This is a genomic window from Epilithonimonas hungarica (assembly GCF_900102265.1).
In the GTDB taxonomy this organism is placed as follows: Bacteria; Bacteroidota; Bacteroidia; order Flavobacteriales; family Weeksellaceae; genus Epilithonimonas; species Epilithonimonas hungarica.
The window spans coordinates 600,198-625,803 of sequence record NZ_FNBH01000002.1 but is presented as its reverse complement, the minus strand read 5'-3'; the positions used below and the strand labels follow the sequence as shown (position 1 = coordinate 625,803).

Sequence of the window (25,606 nt, the reverse complement as noted above, 5' to 3'; positions counted from 1 at the left end):
AATTAATTAGGAATATTAATGATCAATCGGCTTCCTATCCCGATTTTGTTTTTCCATTTGTAAAAGCCTTTCACGGAACTGATTCTGGATTCGATGTTTTTGATTCCCATTCCTTTGCCTGCTTTTTCGTAATCGAAACCTTGTCCGTTATCAGAAAGTATCATAGTCAGATATTTCTGATGATTTCTAATGTAAACGACTACTTCATTAGCATTCGAGTGTTTCATTACATTGGTCGTGAATTCCTGAATCACTCTGTAGATCTGGACTTCTGTAAATATATCTTTTTTCTGATAGGCAGGATCGATCTGCAGTATGAGATTTATTTTATGGGAAAGATTAGTAACCAGTTCTTGTAAATATAAAACCAGACCCAGCGTCTCCAAATTTACAGGATAAAGAGAATGCGATATATTTCGGGTAGAATCTATAAGCTCGGTGATCTGATTAGTAATGACCTTTTTGGAAGCTTCCTGGTTTTCTGCATCGAGATTGTTGAGCCAAAGTGAGAGAATATTGAGACGATTACCAATGTCATCATGTACAGATATGGCAATTCGTTTTCTTTCATCTTCCTGCCCTTTGATATGTTCCATCGTCAGTTCCTGCTGATGATTTAGCTCTGCCTGAAACTGGATGTCCTTTTCTTTGATAATGCGCTGAATAAAACTTCGGTACGCTAATAATATAAAGGATATGATGATTATCAGAACGACAATCAACAAGACCAGAAAAATGATATTGAGTTTTATTTCTTTAATTTTAAAAAAGTATATAAAAATGTTAAATATAGGATGACAAGCAGTATATTATTGATGGCCCAGATTATAAAAAAAGATTCGTGGTCAAATCTGAGCACTTGATGCTGCAACATAAAAATAAAAATGCTTACGGTGTAATACAAAAAAAGCATTCCGTCCAAAAAAAGAAATTGGCTTTTAGTTGAATGTCTTATCTCCTGAATTAGCGAATATGCGATAAGACAGATGATAATCAAATTGGATATTGCCTTGGAGTAATCATTTTCATAATACGGAAATATTTGACTTGCGGTCAAGAATACCAAACTTAAAAGTATTATCGGAATAAAATAATATCTGCTAAAACTGAGTTTTTTTAAGAAAGTTCCGCTCAGCAAGAAGAACTCTCCGGCAATATAGATAGGATAGAGATGGGTATGTGTTTGTTTTATTTTGAAAAACATGATGATCTCTATACAAAACACGAAAAAGGCATAATAGATATACCATCTTTCATTTTTTGTAAAGAACTTAAGCTTTATGATTGCAATGATAAGCGTAATTCCCAGAAAAATATCTGCTAATGTAGCACAGATTTCAAATATCTTTTCCACAATTTATCCTATTGTTGATGCTGTATAGGGCGGATATGGCCTTGACCAGTCATACGTATTGGATGGCAACTTTGTGGTCACATTTTTCAAACTCGGGTCATCAAAACAAGAAATGAAGATCAGAGTTGGCAGCAATCGCTGATATACAGGCGAATATTTCAATCCAAATGCACAAACAATACTTGTGGCATCATCCTGATTTTGCAAGAGGTCTGCCTTGGGCACATAAAAGCTTTGAAATATCCTTTCCCCATTGAACTCGTTGGACTCCAGACTTAGCCAGTCCATCCCGTTTTCTCTCCAGGACTCGATTTCATCTACGGCAATTTGTTGGGCTGTTACCGGTTGTTGTAGAATCGGAAAGCTGACATCGGTGTCGTTCTCGTGTTTTGTAAGGTCCTTGGACAATATATAATTATTGGTCATTGTGTAGGTCTTGGTCTGGGTCAGCGTAAGGTCATTCTCCAGAAAGCCTAGCGGAGCATACTCGTAATGGTCTAATATTTTTATATCACCAAAAGTTGTTCTTGGAGCCAGTATCAGGATCAATTCATCTCTCTGCACACCGATATCAAGACGGAAGTAGGTCTCAGTTTCGTTGTTGTTGGCTAGCCAATCTATCTGGTCCGGAAACAATGTGAAAACCTTTTGCGGAGATATAAGACTTTGGATATCAGAATAATTTGATTTTGACAGATTCCAGTTGTCTATGGCAAGGTTATACTTTTCGAAAGTTAAATCAGACATATGTTCTCAATTTTTAGTTTGGGATAAAAATATGCAAAGAATTTTATTGAAGCAATATTAATAACCGATTATTGCCAGGAGAATGATAAAAATTATGGAACGGTCGGGATTTTTAATTTTCGGAATAAATATTTGCAGAATAAAAAAGTTTTCTTATTTTTGCATCCTCAAAACCAGAGTTGCTGGATCCATTAGTCCGAAACTCATATTATAACAAATTTTAAAACTTCTGAAAATGAAACAAGGCATACACCCAGAAAATTATAGATTGGTAGTTTTCAAAGATATGAGCAACGATGAAATGTTCCTTTGTAAATCTACTGCTGATACTAAAGATACTATCGAGTTCGAAGGACAAGAATATCCTTTGATCAAAATGGAGATCTCTTCAACTTCTCACCCATTCTACACAGGTAAGACTAAATTGGTTGACACTGCTGGTAGAGTTGATAAGTTCATGAACAAATACAAAAAATTCGCTAAGTAATCTTAGCTCGTTTTATAAATACAAGCCTTTCGTTTTCGGAAGGTTTTTTTATTTGTAAATTTGCTCAACGTTGAATTTGGAATTTTAAACTCAGAATAAATAATGCAATTAGTATTCTCAGACGCACAATATTGGGAAGATTTCCTTCCGTTGACTTTCACAAGACCTGTTGCAGAAATGCGAATGGGAATTCTGACCTTCTCAGAAAGATGGAAAAAACTTCTTGAGATAGATGATGTTTTTTATATAACTGAAAATTATCTTCAGGATAAATTCAAAGAACCGAAACCTGAACAAAGTCTTTTCATTGTTCCTAATTTCTTCCCTTCAAACGAAGTTTTGAAACAAATTAAAGACTTGCAACCTGGTGAGGCTTTGGTTTATGAAAATGAGGTTCTGGTGGCGAACATCAATATGGAGAATTTTTCTTTGAACCAGATCAATAAAATGACGGATATCCATGAGAAATTATTATTCATAGAAAAACCAACGGATATTTTTTCACATAACGATTTTGCCATTAATTTCGATTTCGATTTGATAAAAGGAGATAGAGATTCTCAGGAATTATCACCTACGAACGGTTTTATTGGGGATAGAGAAAACCTGTTTATAGAAGAAGGTGCTGTAGTAGAATATTCCACTATCAATTGTAAAACTGGACGGATCTATATCGGAAAGAATGCGGAGATCATGGAAGGTTCCAATATCCGTGGTTCTTTGGCGCTTTGCGAAGACTCGAAAATAAACTTAGGAACCAAATTATATGGTGGAACTACGATTGGGCCACATTCCAAAGTCGGTGGAGAGGTCAATAACATTGTGATTTTTGGTTATACCAACAAAGGTCACGATGGTTTCGTGGGCAATTCTGTAATCGGGGAATGGTGTAATTTGGGTGCAGATACCAATTCGTCAAATCTTAAAAATAACTATGCTTCCGTAAAACTTTGGAATTATAGGAAAAAAAGGTTTCTCGACTCCGGATTGCAATTTTGTGGGCTGATAATGGGAGATCATTCCAAAACAGCGATTAATACACAACTTAATACAGGAACTGTGGTCGGTGTTGCGGCTAATATCTTCAAATCAGGTTTTCCTCCAAATTTGGTGGATAGCTTTTCCTGGGGAGGAATGAAGGGTGATGAGAAATTCAAATTGGAAAAATCCTATGAAGTCGCGGAAAAAGCGATGGGACGCAGAAAAATAGCCATCACAGAAGCAGATAAAGATATTTTGAAGCATATATATAATGAGTTTTAATTTTAAAACTCATTTTTGTTTTCAATTTAACTTACTTTACAATTGTCGAAACAATTTTGTATCAAAGTTTCCTTATTTTTGCACTCGAGGATTTTAGTCTAAAATCTAAATTCCAACATCTAATATCTAATTTTTATAATGAAGCAGTTTCTTCTTTGGCTTTTTGCATCGTTGGTTTTGGTAAGTTGTGCCAGAGTAGGTTCACCTGTGGGAGGAAAAAAAGATTCCATCGCTCCAAAAATGATAGGCTCTAATATTGATACGACCAGAGTTAATGTTTCGAAAAATATTAAAGAACTTAGAATCTATTTTAACGAATATATCCAGTTGAAAGACATTAGTAAAAATCTGATCATTTCCCCACCTATAAAATATACCAAGATTCTTCCTTCTTCTACGGGGAACAAGTATTTGGAAATCCAATGGAAAGATTCTTTGCAATCAAACACGACTTATAACTTCAATTTTGGAAATTCTGTTGTGGACCTTAATGAAGGTAATGTGTTGCCCTATTTCAATTTTGCTTTTTCGACGGGAGAAAAACTGGATGATCTCTATATAAGTGGAACAATTTCTGATGCCTTAGGGAATAGTAAAAACTCAGAAGGAAAAGAAAAAAACTTGGTAGTTGGACTTTATCAAGTAAAAGATAGTATGAATTACCGCCAAAAACCTTATTACATTACAAAAGCCGATGAGGATGGTTATTTTGAACTCAATTACCTGACACCTGGAAAATATAGGATCATTGGTTTCGATGATGAGAATAGTAATTCCATCTATGACTCGGGGAAAGAGAGTGTTGCTTTCCAAAAAGCAGAAATCAATCTTGAAAGTAGTATTTCGGGAATGAGGATGAAAACTTTTCCATCAAAAAAAATTGTAAAATATAAGGAAATGGCTGCAACCGTGGGAGGTGTAGCAATGATTTTCGAAGGTAATCCTGATAAAGTCATCGTGAAAACTGTAGGAGAAAAACCGACAGATTACAAAGTGACACACAAGGCAAAATCAGATTCTGTTCGAATTTGGTTCGATGCTGCAAAAGAGAATATTGGAGCAACAGTAAGTGAGAATCTGAAATTTTCTTATGATACAGGTTCCAAACAAGATACAATGTCTGTATTTTATAAGAAACCTGCAAAGGATGAAATGACTATTGCAAATCCCTTTTCTAATAAACTGGCACCAGAAACGGATTTTCGATTTTCCTCTAATTATATTATTAATAAGATCCAACCAGAAAACTGGAAGCTGGAGTCAGACAGTATTACCCAGGATTTCACAGCAAGGATCTCGGAGTTAGATTCGACACAAGTTATTGTTAAATCAAATTTTGTTTCTGGAAAGAAATATAAACTGACTGTTCCTAAAAATACGGTCATTTCTTATTATAACAGATCCAGTGAAAGTGTTCGTTTTGATTTCGATGTTTCAAAACCGGAAGAGTTCGGGAGCTTTAAGGTCCATCTTATAAACCCGCCTGCTCACAAATTTTGGATACAATTACTTAATGAAAAAAATGAACCCGCATATCAGCAATATACCAATCAATCTGAGATTGCGTTTGTCAATATAAAACCGGGAACTTATAAACTAAGGATTTTGGTGGATAACAATGAAAATGGATATTGGGATAACGCAGATTTTGCAACCGAAACTTTGGCGGAGGATGTATATCTTTTCAAGAAGGTTGGGGAAAAAGATGCAATGAGCAATATCAATGCACGACAAATGTGGGAGATCAATGAGAATTGGGATTTAACAAAAGAAGAGCAGCCTGTCAATTGAAAAAAATAATTTTTTGGATAGTTATTGTTTTTCTGGCAATACAATTTATTCCTGTTAATAGAGAAAATAAACCTGTCGATAGGAAAGATAACTTTGTTGATATTTATAAGACTCCGGGAAATATAAAGACAATTCTGAAGAACGCTTGCTATGATTGCCATTCCAATGAGACTGTTTATCCGCAATATTCTTACATAGCCCCAATTTCATGGGCTGTTAAAGATCATATTAATGAAGGTCGGGAATATCTTAATTTTTCCGAATGGGGCAGATACAATGAGGATTTAAAACAAAATGCTGTTCAAAAAACGATTAGCACCGTTCGCGATCTTCAAATGCCTTTACCTTCTTATGTCAGTTATCATCCCAAGGCTAACCTGACAACAGAGCAGAGAAAAGTACTACAAGATTATTTTTTTAATCTCCAATAATCATAAATTAATATTACCCAATTTTATTTAACACATTTTATATCTGGTTAAATAAATTTATGGAACGCCTTTTAACATTTTCTTAATGTTTTGTTTTCTTGCAACTGCACAAAAAAAACAAACAAAAAATCGACAAAAGATGAAATCTGATAAAGATGGATTTTAAATCTGCTATCTTCAAAAGCCATCAATTCGCATACGAGAGAATCATTATCAAGAGGTTTAGCATTCAAGTTTCTTGCGATCCCTCTTGTTATATTTAAATAATAGGGTTGATATTCAGGGTGTAGTGTAGATATGAGAATAAAAGTGCCGGATAAATTTGCGGTTAGGCGAAAAGTTTCTATTTTTGCAACCGCTTCGAGAGGGGCAGCGCAGGAGGGGGTTATGATATCTGGTTGGGATTTTTGGTTTGGGCCTTCGGGTCGACTATAAATATTTCCAGAATAACTTGCCGGGTCGGAAAAAATAGCTATCTTTGCATTCCCTTATCGAGAGAAGGGGAGCGCAGGAGCGGGACCGGGGGTTTGAGAAGGGGTTAAGGTCACTTAAAAAAAACTTTAAGATTTTCTTCAAAAACATTTGGTCATTAAAAAATAATTTTCTACTTTTGCACTCGCAAATCGGGACAAGATGACAGAATTAGATGTCCCGGGGAAGCGAACAGAACGCAGTTCATTGACATAAAAGATATAACAACCAAGTAAGGAAAAAAACCAAAGCGTCAATTTTAGATTGAGTTTGAGTATAGGGACGAACGAACATACAATGGAGAGTTTGATCCTGGCTCAGGATGAACGCTAGCGGGAGGCCTAACACATGCAAGCCGAGCGGTAGAGGTCCTTCGGGACCTTGAGAGCGGCGCACGGGTGCGGAACACGTGTGCAACCTGCCTTTATCTGGGGGATAGCCTTTCGAAAGGAAGATTAATACCCCATAATATATCAGATGGCATCATTTGATATTGAAAACTCCGGTGGATAGAGATGGGCACGCGCAAGATTAGATAGTTGGTAGGGTAACGGCCTACCAAGTCGATGATCTTTAGGGGGCCTGAGAGGGTGATCCCCCACACTGGTACTGAGACACGGACCAGACTCCTACGGGAGGCAGCAGTGAGGAATATTGGACAATGGGTGAGAGCCTGATCCAGCCATCCCGCGTGAAGGACGACGGCCCTATGGGTTGTAAACTTCTTTTGTACAGGGATAAACCTTTCCACGTGTGGAAAGCTGAAGGTACTGTACGAATAAGCACCGGCTAACTCCGTGCCAGCAGCCGCGGTAATACGGAGGGTGCAAGCGTTATCCGGATTTATTGGGTTTAAAGGGTCCGTAGGCGGGCCTGTAAGTCAGTGGTGAAATCTCATAGCTCAACTATGAAACTGCCATTGATACTGCAGGCCTTGAGTAGATTTGAAGTGGCTGGAATAAGTAGTGTAGCGGTGAAATGCATAGATATTACTTAGAACACCAATTGCGAAGGCAGGTCACTAAGATCTAACTGACGCTGATGGACGAAAGCGTGGGGAGCGAACAGGATTAGATACCCTGGTAGTCCACGCCGTAAACGATGCTAACTCGTTTTTGGGCTTTCGGGCTCAGAGACTAAGCGAAAGTGATAAGTTAGCCACCTGGGGAGTACGTTCGCAAGAATGAAACTCAAAGGAATTGACGGGGGCCCGCACAAGCGGTGGATTATGTGGTTTAATTCGATGATACGCGAGGAACCTTACCAAGACTTAAATGGGAAATGACAGGTCTGGAAACAGACCCTTCTTCGGACATTTTCCAAGGTGCTGCATGGTTGTCGTCAGCTCGTGCCGTGAGGTGTTAGGTTAAGTCCTGCAACGAGCGCAACCCCTGTCACTAGTTGCTACCATTAAGTTGAGGACTCTAGTGAGACTGCCTACGCAAGTAGAGAGGAAGGTGGGGATGACGTCAAATCATCACGGCCCTTACGTCTTGGGCCACACACGTAATACAATGGCCGGTACAGAGGGCAGCTACACAGCGATGTGATGCAAATCTCGAAAGCCGGTCTCAGTTCGGATTGGAGTCTGCAACTCGACTCTATGAAGCTGGAATCGCTAGTAATCGCGCATCAGCCATGGCGCGGTGAATACGTTCCCGGGCCTTGTACACACCGCCCGTCAAGCCATGGAAGTCTGGGGTACCTGAAGTCGGTGACCGTAACAGGAGCTGCCTAGGGTAAAACAGGTAACTAGGGCTAAGTCGTAACAAGGTAGCCGTACCGGAAGGTGCGGCTGGAACATCTCATTTTAGAGACTATACGTCAAAAAATATTAAAAAGTGCTTATACAGATAATAAGCTTTGGTTTTTTTACTCGGTTGCTTATATTAAAAAATACACCCACTAGAAATTAGTATAAGGGATAAGAGATTTAGAAAAAGAAGTTAGGACTATAGGTTAGAGATTATCTACCATGTAGTGTCTAAAATCTAACATCTAAAACAAAGTCTCGTAGCTCAGCTGGTTAGAGCGCTACACTGATAATGTAGAGGTCGGCAGTTCGAGCCTGCCCGAGACTACTAATTGTAAAAGACGGGAAGACATCAGATATGAGACGACAGGCATTAAGTCTGACATCTATCATCTGACATCTGAAGTCTACTAGAGGGGGAATTAGCTCAGCTGGCTAGAGCGCCTGCCTTGCACGCAGGAGGTCAAGGGTTCGACTCCCTTATTCTCCACTGTTCTAGGAGTTTGATCTAAAGGTTACGGATAGAGCCAAAACAATATCCGTTCATCAGACGACTAGGAAGAACAAAGATCATTGACATCAACGGTAAGAACATCACAAAGAGAAAACCGAGCGCGACCAAGCGTTTGAGTTTACAAGAATATCTGGCAGCGATGTTAGATAAAGATATTGAACTGATTAACAATCAGGAAAGAAATCGTTAAGGGCGTATGGCGGATGCCTAGGCTTTCAGAGGCGACGAAGGACGTGGTAAGCTGCGAAAAGCTGCGGGGATCGGCACACACGAATTGATCCGCAGATGTCCGAATGGGGCAACCCAATACATTGAAGATGTATTACCTCTTAGGAGGGGCAAACCCGGAGAACTGAAACATCTAAGTACCCGGAGGAAAAGAAATCGAAGAGATTCCGTAAGTAGTGGCGAGCGAAAGCGGATTAGCCCAAAAGTCCTTATATGTTTAATAGAACGTTCTGGAAAGAACGGCCGTAGACGGTGATAGCCCGGTATATGAAAGGCATATTAGGATGATAAATGAGTAGGGCGGGACACGTGAAATCCTGTCTGAATATGGGGGGACCATCCTCCAAGGCTAAATACTCCTGAAAGACCGATAGTGAACAAGTACTGTGAAGGAAAGGTGAAAAGCACTTCGAATAGAAGGGTGAAACAGAACCTGAAACCGTACGCCTACAAGCGGTCGGAGCACCTATATGGTGTGACGGCGTGCCTTTTGCATAATGAGCCTACGAGTTGATCTTACTAGCGAGGTTAAGGACTTCAGGTCCGGAGCCGGAGCGAAAGCGAGTCTGAACAGGGCGCATAGTTAGTAGGATCAGACGCGAAACCTTGTGATCTACCCATGGGCAGGTTGAAGCTTTGGTAACACAAAGTGGAGGACCGAACCGGTTGACGTTGAAAAGTCTTCGGATGACCTGTGGGTAGGGGTGAAAGGCCAATCAAACTGGGAGATAGCTCGTACTCCCCGAAATGCATTTAGGTGCAGCGTCGTGAAAAAGTTTATTAGAGGTAGAGCTACTGATTGGATGCGGGGGAGTCAAATCCTACCAATTCCTGACAAACTCCGAATGCTAATAAATGTTCCACGGCAGTGAGGGCATGGGTGCTAAGGTCCATGTCCGAGAGGGAAAGAACCCAGACCAACAGCTAAGGTCCCCAAATATATGCTAAGTTGAAGCAACGCGGTTGGACTGCATTGACAGCTAGGATGTTGGCTTGGAAGCAGCCATTCATTTAAAGAGTGCGTAACAGCTCACTAGTCGAGCGGTCCGGCATGGATAATAATCGGGCATAAGCATATTACCGAAGCTATGGATTTATAATTTATTATATCTGGTAGGGGAGCATTCTGTTTGCACAGAAGCAGTGGCGTGAGCCATTGTGGAGCGTACAGAAAAGAAAATGTAGGCATAAGTAACGATAAAGCGGGCGAGAAACCCGCTCACCGAAAGACTAAGGTTTCCTCAGCCATGCTAATCAGCTGAGGGTTAGTCGGGACCTAACGCGAACCCGAAAGGGGTAGTGGATGGACAATGGGTTAATATTCCCATACTTGCTCACACTAAAAAGGGGACGGAGTGCCGTACCTGCTGGAGACTGACGGAATAGTCAAGGCCTAGCCTTCGGGCGAAGCTGCTGCAGGGAAAGTGCTTCCAAGAAAAGCCGAAGTGAAGCAACCCGTACCATAAACCGACACAGGTAGTCGAGGAGAGGATCCTAAGGTGCTAGAGTGAATCATGGTTAAGGAACTAGGCAAAATAGTCTCGTAACTTCGGAAGAAGAGACGCCATCAGCAATGGTGGCCGCAGTGAAGAGGCCCAGGCGACTGTTTATCAAAAACACAGGACTCTGCTAAATCGAAAGATGCTGTATAGGGTCTGACACCTGCCCGGTGCTGGAAGGTTAAGGAAGGGCGTTAGCGTAAGCGAAGCGTTTGACTGAAGCCCCAGTAAACGGCGGCCGTAACTATAACGGTCCTAAGGTAGCGAAATTCCTTGTCGGGTAAGTTCCGACCTGCACGAATGGTGTAACGATCTGGGCACTGTCTCAACCATGAGCTCTGTGAAATTGTAGTATCGGTGAAGATGCCGATTACCCGCAATGGGACGAAAAGACCCTGTGAACCTTTACTATAACTTCGTATTGACTTTGAGTAAGTAATGTGTAGGATAGGTGGGAGACTATGAAGCGGGCACGCCAGTGTTCGTGGAGTCGACGTTGAAATACCACCCTTTACTTACTTGGAGCCTAACTTCTTTCAGAAGGACATTGCGTGGTGGGTAGTTTGACTGGGGTGGTCGCCTCCAAAAGAGTAACGGAGGCTTTCAAAGGTACCCTCAGCACGCTTGGTAACCGTGCGTAGAGTGTAATGGCATAAGGGTGCTTGACTGTGAGACCTACAAGTCGATCAGGTGCGAAAGCAGGACATAGTGATCCGGTGGTTCCGTATGGAAGGGCCATCGCTCATAGGATAAAAGGTACTCCGGGGATAACAGGCTAGTCTCCCCCAAGAGCTCATATCGACGGGGAGGTTCGGCACCTCGATGTCGGCTCGTCACATCCTGGGGCTGGAGAAGGTCCCAAGGGTTGGGCTGTTCGCCCATTAAAGTGGCACGCGAGCTGGGTTCAGAACGTCGTGAGACAGTTCGGTCTCTATCTATTGCGGGCGTTAGATGTTTGAGAGGGCTTGGATCTAGTACGAGAGGACCGATCTGAACAAACCTCTGGTGTATCAGTTGTACCGCCAGGTGCACCGCTGAGTAGCTACGTTTGGAAGAGATAAGCACTGAAAGCATATAAGTGCGAAACTCGCCTCAAGATGAGACATCTTTTAAGGGTCGTTGGAGATGACGACGTTGATAGGCTACAGGTGTAAAGGCAGTAATGCCATAGCCGAGTAGTACTAATTACCCGTAGATTTATGGCCTGATTGGCCAATGCCTGGCCGCGCGACCAAGGTTTGCTCTTTGTGAGAGTTTTTATCGATAATTATCGTATACTGTAAAAAGTATGATGTACAAAGTATGAACGAACATCGTGAATACACTCTACATTTTACAAGATACATTGTACATTGATATAAATATACCGTACATCCCTTTGTACGTGACAGCCTTTAGGGTGGTTCTAGCAGAGGGGCTCACCTGTTCCCATTCCGAACACAGAAGTTAAGCCCTCTAGCGCCGATGGTACTGCGAAAGCGGGAGAGTAGGTCGCCGCCAGTTTTTTTCAGACGCTCATCAAGTAATTGATGAGCGTTTTTTTTTGGTATATGGCCCCGTCCATCTATCTGTCCGGATGGGCCTTTTTTGTACCCTATAGGACAAGCCCGTACCCACCCACCCAGGTGATAATGGAGAGATTTATTTAATTAGGGCAATCATTTTTTTGAATAATTTATTTTTGAAGTTTGAAAGCTTCATAACATTTATCTCCTATTATAGGTATTATCTGTTAATGTTTTGATAAAAATGCAAATTTCATTTTTTTTCAAATCTTAATTAAGTTATTTTTGCACAAATTAATTTTTAAAATGAAAAAGTACTTATTTCTTCTTTTACTCTCTTTGATAGTAGTTTCTTGCTCCAAAGTTAAGGTTGAAGGAAATATCAAGGGAGGTTCTCCTTTGGAAAGAATAGAATTTATAGAAGCCTCAGGCGTAGCTACTTTGCCATTGGTCAATATAGGTGTTGACGAGAAAGGTAATTTCAAAGGTGAGTTCAAAGCTCCAAAAAATGGGATGTATGCTATGACATATGCCGGAAAAATGAATTTTATTTATCTTAAAAAAGGACAGAACCTTAAAATCTTTGGAGATGCTGCTACGTTCCCTGAAGTTTATAAGATAGAAGGAGATGCTAAGAAGAATAATGATTTCATCACTGCGACTCAGAAATATATGGAGACTTATAGTTCTAAACTCAATATGGGACTACTTCAGAAGAAAGAATCTGATTTTTTGACCGAGATCAAAAAAGTTTATGCCGACCTTGAAAAGAATATCGATGAAAATGCTGATAAGATTGGCCCTGATAGCGATGTAGTAAAACTGAAGAAAGATGAATTAACAACCAATGTTCTTACATTCCTGGTTCAATATGAATCTTCACATGGACAAGTTGCTAGTGACCCGTCTTTCAAAGTTTCAAAAAACTTCCTTGATTATGAAAAATCTTTGACAAAGAACAATGACAGAATGGTAGAAAACCTTCCTGTTTATAGAAACTATCTTTTAAATAAAGTAGGACAAGATTTTCAGAATTTTGCAGTTAAACAAAAAGACAAAGACAATGTTAGCATGTCAACTATCTTTGCGAGATTTTTGGCTACAAATAAAGACTTATCTCAAAAAACAAAAGATTATCTATTGGCTTTCGTAATTGCAAAGTTTGATCTTAATCCTTATACAAGTGAAGTAGAAAAAGTGCAAAAGATCAGCGAAGAATATATCAAGGATTCTGAGGTTAAGAAAGATTTGAATTCTGCTATCAATGCAGTTTTTGGACTGAAGAAAGGTGAAATTGCCCCAAAGGTCAATTTACTGAAATTGGATGGTAAATCTGGAAATATCGAATCGAATGGCAAACCAACTTTGGTTATGAGCTATGCTTCTTGGAATCCTTATATCGGACAGTCTACGATTCCTGTTCTTAAGGAAGTTGTTAATTTCTATAAAGCTAAGGTTAACTTTGCCTTTGTAAATCTGGATGATACAAAAGAGCAATTTACTAAAACAGCAAATGCAATGTTGAAAGGAATTCCTGGAACTAATTATTATGCTGAAGGCGGATTGTCATCAGAATATGCTAAGAAATTTTTTATCTATGGATTCAAGATTCCAGGTTTTTTCTTGATAGATAAAGATGGAAAAGTTGCTAGCCAAACTTTTTATAATTTGGGCGACGCTAAATTTGTAGAAGAGATGAACAAAATTTCCGGTTTACAAGCACCATCTGTTAATCAGCCGGCACAATTGCAAAATGATCTGTTGCAACAAAAGCCAACAACAACTGATTCTACAGCAACAAAATAAATGATAGATGAAGAAAAAAAAGAATCTGATTCTTGAAAATATCAAACTCCTTTCCGCAGGTGCGAAAGGAGTTTCTGTTGGTAAGACTACAGAAGGAAAGACTGTTCTGGTTTCCGGAGCAGTGCCAGGAGATCTGGTAAATGTAAGGGTTAAAAAAGCCAAAAGCAACTATTACGAGGGTGAAGTTGTAGACATCTTGGAATATTCTGAAGACAGAGTTGAGCCAAAATGTGTGCACTTTGGAACCTGTGGTGGTTGCAAATGGCAAAATATTGCTTACGAGAAACAATTGGATTTCAAACATAATGAGGTTGTAAATAACATTACGAGAATCGGAGGTGTGTCAGGATTTGATATTATTCCAATTCTGGGCTCGGAAGAGCAATATTTCTATCGCAACAAAATGGAATTTTCTTTTTCCAATGCACGTTGGTTGACTCAATATGAGATCAGTTCAGAGGAGAATTTCGGTAACAAAGATGCTTTAGGTTTCCATATTCCGGGAATGTGGAGCAAGATCCTAGATCTTAAAGAATGTTTTCTTCAGGAAGATCCTTCTAACCAGATTCGTTTGACAGTGAAGAAATATGCAGTTGAAAATGGCTTGGAATTCTATGATGTAAAGGCACAGGAAGGTTTCCTAAGAACATTGATGATGCGCCAGAATTCTAAAGGTGAGTGGATGGTCCTTTTTCAATTGTTCAAGGAGATGAAAGCTGAAAGAATCAAGTTGTTTGATTTCCTTTTAAGCCAATTCCCACAGATCAAGACGCTTGTCTTTGCCATTAATCCAAAAGGGAACGACAGCATTTATGATCTGGATATCCAAACATATTTTGGGGAAGGTTTTCTTTATGAGGAAATGGATGGCCTTAAATTCAAAATTGGACCAAAATCCTTTTTTCAGACCAATTACCGTCAAGCCCTTGAACTTTACAGAAAAACTCTTGAATTTGCAGAATTGACAGGCGACCAAGTCGTTTATGATCTTTATACAGGAACTGGAACTATTGCACAATATGTTGCAAGAAATGCCAAACAAGTTATTGGGATAGAAGCGGTACAAGAAGCTATTGATGCAGCAATTGAACATGCAGAACTGAATGGGCTTGATAATACAACATTCTATGCCGGTGATATGAAAAATGTTTTCAATGATGAGTTTCTGGCAAATCATCCGAAAGCTGATGTTTTGATTACCGATCCGCCAAGAGACGGTATGCATCAGAAAGTGGTAGAACAGATATTGAAATTGGCACCGGAAAGGATTGTCTATGTAAGTTGTAACTCTGCTACACAAGCCAGAGATATAGCACTCATGAAAGATGATTATGATCTGGTAAAGATCCTACCTGTGGATATGTTCCCGCAAACACATCATGTGGAGAATATTGCATTGCTTTTGAAAAAATAGAACATTTTCTCTTACCTTTATTTAATGAAAAAAATATTTTTCTTTCTAAGTTTTATCTTGATCTTAACAAGTTGCGGAGGAGATGATGACATCTGTCTGGGAGGAGATTCTACACCGAGATTGAAGCTGAAGTTTCATGATAGTGGTGGAAAATTGATGCAGGTAGATTCTCTGTATGTATATGTAGATTATGGAAATACAAAACTTACCAATATCATGTCTGCTGGAAAAGTAGATTCGGTTTTCATTCCTTTGAAGGTGGATGACAGTCCTTATACAGATGTTTATTTTAAGACAACGATCAATGGAGATAGTTCAAAAGTCCGAATCAACTATGATAGCAAAGCGGTATATGTTTCACCAGCCTGCGGTTTTAAAAAGAACTATGAGAACCTGAAAGCCGAACTTTTAAAAAGTAACCCAGTTTCACTTGTTGAACAAAATCATACATCACTTACAGATGAGAACACGATCAATTTTTATCTGCGTTTTTAGTCTATTTTGTATCTCTGTTTTTTCTCAGAATGAACCTGCAGAGAATAAAAAATCAGATTCTATAAAATGGAAATACACACCTAACTTTACCATAGGTGCGGATGTACTGAATCTTGGAATTGGGCTCTTTGGAGACAGAAAGCTGTTTCAAGGTTTTATTTCTAGTAGGATCAATAAAAGAACACACGCAGTAATCGATCTAGGTTATGATAAAAATATCTATCAGAAAAACGGATACGATGCGAAAGCTGACGGAATGTTTGCCAAGGTTGGTGGGTTTTATATGTTGTCAATAGACCCCGAGAATGATTTGAACGGTTTCTATGCCGGAGGAAAATTAGCCGGCAGTTTTTATACACAAGAATACATGGCAGTTCCAGTAAAAGGAATGTATAGTGAAGGCGTTACTTTGGCTTTCGACCCTTCTACACAAAGCAGTTATTGGATAGAGGCTATGTTAGGAGCAAGAGTTCAGGTCTTTGAAAGCAATTTCTTTATAGATGTCAATGTACAACCAAGATATCTTGCATACACTACGAAGCAGGACGAAATAGAACCGATGATCGTTCCCGGATTTGGCAGAAGTTCGGGTAAATTCACAATGGGATTTAGCTGGAATATCGCTTACAAATTTTAGTACATTCAATAAAAGCATAAAAAGTCTGCAGTGAGCAGGCTTTTCTGTTTTAATGGCATTGCAGTTGGCCTCTTCCATCTTAGGCGGATATCTCCATTCAGCCTAGGCATCAGCTATATGATCAATGTCATGATTATCATTGCCTGGAAGGTTTCCAACTTTAAGCTAGAAGTTGGTCAATAACAAGCTAGAAGTTAGTCAACAACAAGCTAGATGTTGATCAATAACAAGCTTGTTAATATCCAGAGAGTGGCTTCTCATCTACCGAAACCCATACGGCTTGTTACAAACTCATGATCTTAAATAGAGAGTGATGATTCAAAAATAAAAGCACAAAGCTCGTTTATTGGGCTTTGTGCTTTTTAAACTTTATTTTTATAAAAATTAGTTGATTTTTATACTGAAAGGGCTTTCCATCATTACCGCAGATCTGGTATCGGGGTCAGTAATATGCTGGAAGATTTTGAAATTCTCTTTCCCGATTTTATTTTTGATAAGCCTCGTCGAGAAATCCTCTTCTGTTTCCGCTGAAAATATTTGTTCAAATTTCGAAACTTTTGCAGGGTAAGAAGAAACACCATAATCCTTTAGGCCAGCAGACTTGGCTGCGTAATTGATCGCATCTTGTAAAGTCCCCAGTTCATCTACAAGACCAATTTGTTTAGCTCTCACACCAGACCAGATCCTTCCGCCGCCTAAAGCGTCTATCTCTTCAAAAGATTTTTTTCTGTTCAACGTTACGAAATGTACAAAGCGCTGATAGGTAGATTCTACACTCCTTGTCATTATATTAAGGGTTCCGGGACTTAGACCGTTGATTGCAGATATCATATTAGAATTGGCATTGGTAGAGACGACATCGCTTCTGATGCCATTTTTCTCAGCCAATTCTTTGAAATAGGGAATAACTCCGAAAACTCCAATGGATCCGGTCAAAGTATTAGGTTCCGAGAAGATCTTGTCAGCTCCCATGGCGATATAATAACCTCCGGAAGCAGCATAGTCCCCGAAAGAAACCACGACAGGTTTTTTTCTTTTAAGTTGTTGTAATTCAAAAAGGATCTCATCAGAAGCATTGGCACTTCCACCAGGCGAATTGATTCTGAAAACGACAGCTTTCACATCGTCATCTTTCTGTAATTTTTTGATCTCTTTTATGAAATTCTCAGAATAGATGCCATCATAGCCTTTTCCGTTATAGATCGCCCCGGATGCATACAGGACCGCGATCTGTTTATCATCACTATCAGAATTCAAAGATTCTGAGTATTTTGCAAATGATATCTTATTAATTTTCTTATCATTATCAATATTCAGTTTTTTCTTGATGATATTATCATATTCCGATTTTTGGATCAGTTGGTCCGCAAGTTTATATTTAAGACTTAAGTTGGGAAGGTAGCTATAAAGGCTATCCGTAATTGTATTTAGTTCTGCCAGAGGTATTTTCCTGGAACTTGCAATTTTATTGGAGGTGTTTAACCAGATATCATTCAGTAAAGTCGAAAGCTGCTCTTTGTTTTCAGGAGATATTTCGTCTCTTAAAAAAGGTTCAACCGCAGCCTTGAATTTCCCATGGCGGATCACCTGTATGCCTACACCATATTTTTCAGCGAAGTTTTTGAAGAAAGTTACTTCTGTAGAAAGTCCTTTCAATTCTATTAATCCCGCTGGGTTCAGATAATATTTGTCAGCAACAGAACCTAAATAATAGGCGCCCTGAGAAACGGTATTACCATAAGCATAAACAAATTTTCCACTTTTTTTGAAATCTATTAACGCATTTCGGATATCATCTAATTGGGTCATCCCGGCATTGATATTGTCCATTTCCAGACTAATTCCTTTTATTTTGTCATCAGTTTTTGCATTTTCAATAGCCTGCAAAATGTCATAAAGCAAGACAGAAGTTTCTTTTTCCTTGTTATTAAATGCAAAAATATCTTCCTGGTCTTCTGACGGACTATCAATTATTTTTGTTTTTAAATCGAGAGTCAAAACAGAATTCGATTTGACATCTGTGCCTCCCGATATCGATGATAAAATGATAAATCCGATAAAAAACAGGAAAAAACCTGCCATTATAATGAAAATTGCAGTTAAATTTGCTAAAACTAATTTGAAAAAACTTTTCATCTAATTATATTATTTGATATATATGTCGTACAATGATGTGGTTTTGTTACTGGGAAGTAATATAAATAATCCCTGCAAAAATATTGAAATTGCCTTAGAAAAAATAGAAAACAATATAGGTCTTATTTTAATTAAATCAGATTTAATATTAACAAAACCTGTAGAATTTGATAGTATCAATAATTTTTGTAATATTGCAATTAAATTAAAAACACATTTTTCACCTATAAGACTACTCTCTGAATTAAAAAACATCGAAATAGAAATGGGTCGTTTAAAAGACTCGAGTTATTTTGATACATATCAGGACAGGATTATAGACATTGATATAATATTATACAATAATATAAAGTTTATCTCAAAGGGATTGATTGTTCCTCATCATAAAAATCTTTATGAAAGGGAATTTGCAAAAGAGATAATCAGGTTTGTAAAATAAACTCATTTAACACAGATGATTATGAAAAAAAAATTATTATTACTTTTTCTATTACCAGCTCTTGGTTTTTCACAGACTAAGGAAAATACACAACCGAAGCAAGCGTTCAATAACAAAAGCCGACTTTTCAAAGATTGGTCAGTTTCTGTTGGCGGGGGTGGTGCTTTCATGGCCAATGCCGATCTTACCTCTTTATGATGGAGATATCAATTGGGGATGGAATGGCTATGTAAGTTTGGATAAGCAGATCAGTCATACATTTGGGATTTCCTTAATGTATACGAGGGGTGAAACAAAACAAAAAGCTTATCTGAATGATGCCGCCGGAGTGGGGCATGGTTATACCAAATTCGACCAAATTGCATTGCTAGGGGATGTCAACTTTTCTAATATCATGAGAAGAGTGGATAATAGATCTAATTTTAGATGGGCATTGCATGGATACGGAGGTATTGGTGTAATGGGATATAGGACCTTCTTACAAGATAATGCTGTCCTTAGCAAATGGCCTTTATACATAAAACAGAAAATAGATATTTCAAGCATTAGCTATATCGGAGGTATTGGGCTGAAGTATAATATTTCTCGTCTGCTTGACGTAGAATTAAGAACATTATATCTGATAAGTGGAGATGAGGAATTTGATGGAGGTGGATGGACAAGAAATGCAACTCCGGGATACAACTTGATTAATGATTCTTATACGGATAATGCATGGCTTGTAAATTTAGGGATTTCGTTTAAACTTGGAAAGCACGACGATCACCTTCGCTGGGTAGATCCTCTTCAAAGAGCTTATGCGAAAACTGCGGACCTTGAGGAACAATTCAAGGATTTCAAAGTTTGCGAAAAAGGAGACATGGATAACGATGGCGTTTGTGACGATTGGGATAGACAATTGGATACGCCTGCCGGAGCTAGAGTAGATGGAGCTGGAGTTGCTTTGGATGTAGATTTGGATGGCGTTATTGACCTTAACGATAAGTGTGTTACGGTTCCAGGCCCTGTCAATAATAATGGCTGTCCAATAGAGCAAAAAATTAAAGAGCCTTTGCCATCTAGAGAACTTGCCATAGATGAGATCAACAAATATTTTAATGGAATAGAGTTTGAACTTAATAAGGATGTTATTAGAGAAAAGTCATATTCTGACCTTAATAAGGCTGCAGATATTATCAAAACATTAGGCGCGGATAAAGGCTTCCTCGTAATCGGAGCTACAGATACAAGAGGTTCTGCTGTTTATAATAAGAAACTTTCTCAGTCCAGAGCTAATGCTGTTGTGAAATATCTTGTTAGTAAAGGTGTACCAGCAGATGTTTTAACTGCTGAAGGTAGAGGTAAAGATGATCTTAAATATACTGAGTGCGATCCGGCTACAAAATGCCCGGAATGGAAAAATGAAGCAAATAGAAGAGTATATTTTATTGCAAAATAAATAATTAGAAAAAAAACATTCAAATATGAAACAAAATTTATTATCATTAGTAGCAATAGGTTTATTGTTGCCTATGGGTTTAGCTGGACAAGAAGCTTCGACAGGAGGAGCTAATTCTGGATCACAAAATATTTCTCCATTCACACAATCTTCCAAAAGATTCAATGATTGGTCCATATCTATAGGGGCTGGTGTCCCATTGATTCAATCAGCAGATATGACGTCCATCAAGAATGGTAACGGGAAAAATCTTTTTGGATATTCTGCTTATGTAAGTGTTGATAAAGCTATTACCCATGCATTTGGACTTAATTTGCAATATGATAGAGGGGAGACAAGACAAGGTTATGCTAATACAAAAGATCATGTCGAGTTAACAGGAAGAGAAATAGCTGGTAGAACTCAATATGATGCGATTTCTATTTTGGGGGATCTTAACTTTTCTAACCTTCTCAGAAGGGTGGATAATAAATCTCCGTTCAGATGGGCATTACACGGATACGCAGGTATTGGAACAATTGCATATAAGTCTTATAGACAAGATCCTGGTCCGTACAACCAAGTTTTAAATATTGAGAAAAAACCTTTCAAATTAGGATCTCTTTTCGGACAAGCGGGAGCTGGTCTTAAATTTAAAATCAATAACAGATTTGATATCGAAGGAAGGGTAATGTATGTTGTGACTGGTGATGATGAGTTTGATGGAGCTGGTGTTGGACAAACAGGTTATAACCTTACAGAAGATCAGATTTCGGATAATTTCTTCAACACAACTTTGGGAGTTACTTTCAAATTAGGGAAACATGAATCACACTTGATGTGGCATGATCCGTTACAAGAAATCTATTACAAGTTAGATGTGCTAGCAGACAAGACACAAGATCTAGAGGTTTGTAAAAAAGGAGATGTAGATAATGATGGAGTATGTGATGATTGGGACAGACAATTGGATACACCTGCTGGTGCAAGAGTTGATGGCGCTGGTGTAGCTTTGGATACAGATTTGGATGGTGTTATCGATCTTTATGACAAATGTGTAACAGTTCCTGGACCGGTAGAAAATAACGGTTGCCCACTTACAACAAATAACAATGGTGGAACAGGACTTGTTTCAGAAGAAACGACACTACTTAAGGGCATTGAGTTTGATCTAAATTCAGATAGGATTTTACCATCTAATACGCCAATCCTAAATAATGCAATTAATTATATTAATTCTTCTAACAGTAGCTTCCGAGTAATTGGTGGTACAGACACAAGGGGAACAGAAGAGTACAATCAAGGTCTTTCTGAAAGAAGAGCTAATAACGTTAAAGATTTCCTTATTCAAAACGGAGCTGATAAAAATAAAATCGAAGCTTTAGGAAAAGGAGAAACTGATCTTCTTTATCCAGAATGTGAACCAGCTTCTAAATGCCCGGAATGGAAAAACAGAGCTAACAGAAGAGTTTATTTTGAAGCTAAATAAAAAAATAAATTCAATATCATAAAAACCGCAGTAATGCGGTTTTTTTATTTTATAGAAATGGTTAAATTTACAAATGCTTTCTTTCACAGAATCACAGGACAGATTAATTCATCAAACACTCAAACAATTTTGGGGCTTTGATGATTTCCGGTCTTCACAAAAAAATATTATTCTTTCCGTTATTAATGGTAAAGATACTTTAGCGTTATTGCCGACTGGTGGCGGCAAATCTCTTTGCTATCAGTTACCAGCGATTGTTTTGGAAGGAACTTGCATTGTTATTTCTCCACTTTTGGCATTGATGCGAGATCAGATTGATTCTTTGCAAGGTCTGGGAATTGAAGCTGAATTATTAAGTTCAGAATTAGACGAGTTCGAGGAAGAGTCTGTCTATAACCGCTGTAAAGATGGATTGATTAAGATTCTTTATATTTCTCCAGAAAGATTGCAAAATCAATTGTTTTTAAGAAATATTCAGGAAATCAATATCTCATTTATTGCAGTAGATGAAGCTCACTGTATTTCTGAATGGGGCTCGGATTTTCGTCCGAGTTATCAGAACATCAAAAAGTTTCGGCAGGAATTCAAAAATGTGCCTTGCCTTGCGTTGACGGCAACGGCTACAAACAAAGTAGTTGAAGAAATTTCAATAAGGCTAGGACTTCATGATCCTCAGATTTATAAGCAAAGTTTCAAAAGAGACAACCTGAATATCATTCTAGAAAATACCTCTAACAAGTACAACCGGATTTTAGAATTTCTAAGACAAAATCCGGTTTCAGGAATTATCTATACAAGGACCAGAAGAGAAGCAGAAGAGCTAACATTGTTTCTTAAAAATAACAGATTCCAAAATGTCGATTTTTTTCATGCAGGTTTGACTCCTAATGAAAAAGAAAAGCTTCAGAAAAAATGGATTGCCAGTCAGTTTCACGTTTTGGTTTCCACCAATGCATTTGGGATGGGAATCGATAAAGACAATGTTGGTTTTGTTATCCATCTTTCACCTTCCTCCACGATAGAAAATTATTACCAGGAGATTGGAAGAGCAGGACGAAATGGAAACGAGGCTTTGGTTCTAATGCTTTGGAACGAACAGGAACTCACGAACATCGATAATACATTCCAAAACCAGATTCCTAACAAGTCAGAATATCAAAAAATATTGACTTATCTGTATTCCATTTTTCAGGTTGCAGATTCCGATTTGCCGGAAAGAACATTTCAGCTGGACATCAACAGAATTAAAAATCTGACCAAATTATCAACTGCAAAAATCAAAAATATTCTGACGTTTCTGAACAATCAGGAGCTCATTTATTACAAAAATAATATCTCGGCTTCTACCATTCAGAGTTTTATACAGTCTGATGAGTTGGAACAATTGGCTCCCTCCGATGCCTATTTTATGGAATTGTTGTTTAGGAATCTGCCGGGTTTGGCCATTCAAAAAGTATATTTCAGCGACTTGGCTTTTTGCAAAAAGAATGGATTTGATATTTCAAATTTCAAGGAAAGACTGAAACAAATGCAGAAATCCGGACATCTGGAATATCTCGACGGAAGCCAGCATTCCATCAAGTTTTTGAAACCTAGAAATGACCGACATTTGTTTGGAGAATATTGGATACTTTTTAATAATATTCAGAAAAATAAACTGAGGAAATGGGAAGAAAACAAGTTCTTTATTCAAGATCCCGATTTCTGTAAAATGAAACTCATTCTCAGTTATTTCGGGGAACGAGATGTGGAAAATTGTGGAAAATGTTCCATTTGCAGAAAGAGAACCAATTCCAAAAGAAATTTATCATCCGATATTGCGCAACAGCTTTCCAATCGACCGATGTCATTGAACGAGATGGCGGCAAACCTCAATTTTTATTCCAAAGAATCTATTTCAGAAACCCTGATTTTCCTTTTGGACATCGGAAAAGTCAGGATGTTGAATTACAAAACATATATGCTCAATCAATAGAATCAATTTTATGGCAGCTTAATCCGCCTTCCGCTCCCAATCTTTTTTGCATAACGATTTCAGTTCAATAGAAACCGAAGACAAGCAAAAAAGGATTTCCGCTCAAGTCGGGCTGCGTAAGATTCACTGCCAAAACTAAACTCTAATATTAAACATCTAATAAAAATAAATGCAGACGAAATCCCTTAATGTCGTTTTTTTCGGAACTCCCGATTTTGCAAAGGCTTCTCTGGAAGCGATATTCAAATCTCATCATAAAATTGTAGGCGTTGTGACAGCAGCCGACAAAGCCAGCGGAAGAGGAATGAAACTCACGCCTTCACCAGTGAAAGTTTTTGCAGAAGAAAATAATCTCAATCTTTTCCAGCCGGAAAAACTCAGAAATGCAGAATTTTTAGAAGCAATCAAAAATCTGAATGCCGATGTTTTTGTAGTGGTGGCTTTTAGGATGATGCCTCAGGTTTTGTTCTCTATTCCGAGATTGGGGACATTCAATCTGCACGGTTCTTTATTACCCGATTATCGTGGCGCAGCGCCAATTAATTATGCTGTGATTAATGGCGAAAAAAAATCGGGTGTAACTACATTTTTCATCAATGAAAAAATAGATGAAGGTCATATTCTCCTCCAGGCAGAAACCGAAGTTTTGCCAGAAGATAACGCCGGAACTTTGCATGATAAATTGATGGTAGTCGGTTCAGAATTAGTGATCAAAACTTTAGACGGATTAGCCGAAAATTCGATTACAGAAAAACCTCAGCCCCAAAAAGAAAATCCAAAAACAGCTTATAAAATTTTCAAAGAAGATCTGAAAATCGATTGGAATCAAAGTTCTGAAACGATCCATAATTTTGTAAGAGGAATGTCGCCTTATCCAACAGCTTTTACAATTCTAAAAATCGTAGATGAGGAAAAATCATTGAAAATTTTCAAAGGGCATTTTGATTTAACTTCTCATTCAAGAGATGCTGGTGATTTTGATATTTCTAAAAACGAGTTCAAATTCTATACAAAAGACGGAGTTTATTATCCGGAAGATGTTCAAATACAAGGGAAGAAAAGAATGGCGGTAAAGGATTTCCTTAATGGAATTCAGAATTTTGAGGATTATAAATCTTAGACAAAAAGAGAATAGACAAATAGATAATAGATTCCAATGCAAAATAACAAAGTCAAGATTTTAAAGACAGAAATTCTATCGGATAATTGGTACACCTTGAACAAAGTGACTTTCGAATATCTGAAGAAAAATGGAACGCTGGAAACCCAAAGCAGAGAAGCTTATGACCGTGGAAATGGTGCAACGATTTTGCTTTATAATAAGGAATTGAAAACTGTCATTCTCACGAGACAATTTCGTTTGCCCACTTACATAAATGGAAACAAAGACGGAATGATGATAGAAGCTTGCGCCGGACTTTTGGATAAAGATAATCCCGAAGACTGTATCAAAAGAGAAACAGAAGAGGAGTTGGGTTATGAGATTTCAGACATCAAAAAAGTTTTTGAAGTTTATATGTCGCCAGGTTCTGTTACGGAAATTCTTTATTTTTTCATTGCGGAATATTCCAAGTCGATGAAAATCAATGATGGTGGCGGATTGGAAGAAGAGCAGGAAGAAATAGAAGTTTTGGAACTCGATATCGATAAAGCTCTTGAAATGATTGATTCGGGAGAAATCAAAGATGCGAAAACAATTATGTTACTTCAGCACGTGAGACTCAAAAATATTCTATAGATTTAAAATCAATTCAA

18 protein-coding genes, 2 tRNA genes and 3 rRNA genes are annotated in these 25,606 nt (G+C 38.2%); 20 read left to right on the top strand and 3 right to left on the bottom strand.

Annotated features, from left to right (window positions below):
* Positions 1-2: 2 nt before the first annotated feature.
* Both BLT30_RS10050 and BLT30_RS10040 read right to left on the bottom strand, forming a co-directional pair.
* Positions 3-722 (bottom strand): sensor histidine kinase, encoded by a 720-nt coding sequence (locus BLT30_RS10050; protein WP_245707156.1) that lies wholly within the window; start codon positions 720-722, stop codon positions 3-5.
* 635 nt (positions 723-1,357) lie between these two features.
* Entirely contained in the window at positions 1,358-2,101 is a 744-nt protein-coding gene (locus BLT30_RS10040; RefSeq protein WP_089873406.1) for a hypothetical protein, read from the bottom strand.
* Between the two features lie 235 nt (positions 2,102-2,336).
* Here BLT30_RS10040 and BLT30_RS10035 point away from each other — a divergent pair, with 235 nt between their 5' ends.
* From BLT30_RS10035 to BLT30_RS09975, 13 genes are all read left to right on the top strand, one after another.
* Positions 2,337-2,588 (top strand): type B 50S ribosomal protein L31, encoded by a 252-nt coding sequence (locus tag BLT30_RS10035; RefSeq protein ID WP_027383206.1) that lies wholly within the window; start codon positions 2,337-2,339, stop codon positions 2,586-2,588.
* A 102-nt stretch (positions 2,589-2,690) separates the two neighbouring features.
* Complete coding sequence (locus BLT30_RS10030) at positions 2,691-3,851, top strand: GlmU family protein (RefSeq protein WP_089873405.1); 1,161 nt, start codon at positions 2,691-2,693, stop codon at positions 3,849-3,851.
* A gap of 138 nt (positions 3,852-3,989) precedes the next feature.
* The gene (locus BLT30_RS10025; RefSeq protein WP_089873404.1) at positions 3,990-5,642 is read left to right on the top strand and encodes an Ig-like domain-containing domain; all 1,653 of its coding nucleotides are present in this window, start codon (positions 3,990-3,992) and stop codon (positions 5,640-5,642) included.
* Entirely contained in the window at positions 5,639-6,073 is a 435-nt protein-coding gene (locus BLT30_RS10020) for a heme-binding domain-containing protein (RefSeq protein ID WP_089873403.1), read from the top strand. The genes BLT30_RS10025 and BLT30_RS10020 overlap by 4 nt, the downstream gene beginning before the upstream one ends.
* 765 nt (positions 6,074-6,838) lie before the next feature.
* Positions 6,839-8,355, top strand: a 16S ribosomal RNA gene (locus tag BLT30_RS10015).
* Between the two features lie 196 nt (positions 8,356-8,551).
* Positions 8,552-8,625, top strand: a tRNA-Ile gene (locus BLT30_RS10010).
* An 88-nt stretch (positions 8,626-8,713) separates the two neighbouring features.
* A tRNA-Ala gene (locus BLT30_RS10005) sits at positions 8,714-8,787 on the top strand.
* A gap of 200 nt (positions 8,788-8,987) precedes the next feature.
* Positions 8,988-11,743: ribosomal RNA gene (locus tag BLT30_RS10000) — 23S ribosomal RNA — on the top strand.
* A 190-nt stretch (positions 11,744-11,933) separates the two neighbouring features.
* Positions 11,934-12,041: ribosomal RNA gene (rrf, locus tag BLT30_RS09995) — 5S ribosomal RNA — on the top strand.
* The 16S, 23S and 5S rRNA genes sit together here with 2 tRNA genes alongside, the layout of an rRNA operon.
* Positions 12,042-12,349: 308 nt before the next feature.
* On the top strand, positions 12,350-13,849 hold the full coding sequence (locus BLT30_RS09990; RefSeq protein ID WP_089873402.1) for a TlpA family protein disulfide reductase: 1,500 nt from the start codon (positions 12,350-12,352) through the stop codon (positions 13,847-13,849).
* 7 nt (positions 13,850-13,856) lie between these two features.
* The gene (gene rlmD / locus BLT30_RS09985; RefSeq protein ID WP_089873401.1) at positions 13,857-15,263 is read left to right on the top strand and encodes a 23S rRNA (uracil(1939)-C(5))-methyltransferase RlmD; all 1,407 of its coding nucleotides are present in this window, start codon (positions 13,857-13,859) and stop codon (positions 15,261-15,263) included.
* Positions 15,264-15,287: 24 nt separating this feature from the next.
* Positions 15,288-15,758: a DUF6452 family protein gene (locus BLT30_RS09980; RefSeq protein WP_027381913.1), complete on the top strand. Its 471-nt coding sequence runs from the start codon at positions 15,288-15,290 to the stop codon at positions 15,756-15,758.
* Entirely contained in the window at positions 15,724-16,395 is a 672-nt protein-coding gene (locus BLT30_RS09975; RefSeq protein WP_089873400.1) for a DUF6048 family protein, read from the top strand. The genes BLT30_RS09980 and BLT30_RS09975 overlap by 35 nt, the downstream gene beginning before the upstream one ends.
* 384 nt (positions 16,396-16,779) lie before the next feature.
* Here BLT30_RS09975 and sppA read toward each other — a convergent pair whose 3' ends face one another.
* On the bottom strand, positions 16,780-18,531 hold the full coding sequence (gene sppA, locus BLT30_RS09970; RefSeq protein ID WP_089873399.1) for a signal peptide peptidase SppA: 1,752 nt from the start codon (positions 18,529-18,531) through the stop codon (positions 16,780-16,782).
* Between the two features lie 37 nt (positions 18,532-18,568).
* On the opposite strand from sppA, the gene folK reads away from it, so the two are divergent.
* The 7 genes from folK (at position 18,569) to nudK (ending at position 25,589) form a co-directional block, all read left to right on the top strand.
* Positions 18,569-18,970: a 2-amino-4-hydroxy-6-hydroxymethyldihydropteridine diphosphokinase gene (gene folK / locus BLT30_RS09965; protein WP_317040532.1), complete on the top strand. Its 402-nt coding sequence runs from the start codon at positions 18,569-18,571 to the stop codon at positions 18,968-18,970.
* Positions 18,971-18,991: 21 nt separating this feature from the next.
* Complete coding sequence (locus tag BLT30_RS18360) at positions 18,992-19,168, top strand: hypothetical protein (protein ID WP_245707155.1); 177 nt, start codon at positions 18,992-18,994, stop codon at positions 19,166-19,168.
* Positions 19,146-20,408, top strand: coding sequence for an OmpA family protein (locus BLT30_RS09960; protein WP_245707154.1), 1,263 nt, complete (start codon positions 19,146-19,148; stop codon positions 20,406-20,408). Before BLT30_RS18360 ends, BLT30_RS09960 begins: the two co-directional genes overlap by 23 nt.
* A gap of 25 nt (positions 20,409-20,433) precedes the next feature.
* Positions 20,434-21,876: an OmpA family protein gene (locus tag BLT30_RS09955; protein ID WP_027381918.1), complete on the top strand. Its 1,443-nt coding sequence runs from the start codon at positions 20,434-20,436 to the stop codon at positions 21,874-21,876.
* Positions 21,877-21,949: 73 nt separating this feature from the next.
* Positions 21,950-23,851 (top strand): RecQ family ATP-dependent DNA helicase, encoded by a 1,902-nt coding sequence (locus tag BLT30_RS09950; protein ID WP_089873397.1) that lies wholly within the window; start codon positions 21,950-21,952, stop codon positions 23,849-23,851.
* A 169-nt stretch (positions 23,852-24,020) separates the two neighbouring features.
* Positions 24,021-24,971, top strand: coding sequence for a methionyl-tRNA formyltransferase (gene fmt / locus BLT30_RS09945; protein ID WP_089873396.1), 951 nt, complete (start codon positions 24,021-24,023; stop codon positions 24,969-24,971).
* 36 nt (positions 24,972-25,007) lie between these two features.
* Positions 25,008-25,589 (top strand): GDP-mannose pyrophosphatase NudK, encoded by a 582-nt coding sequence (gene nudK / locus BLT30_RS09940; RefSeq protein ID WP_089873395.1) that lies wholly within the window; start codon positions 25,008-25,010, stop codon positions 25,587-25,589.
* The last annotated feature ends 17 nt before the right edge of the window (positions 25,590-25,606 follow it).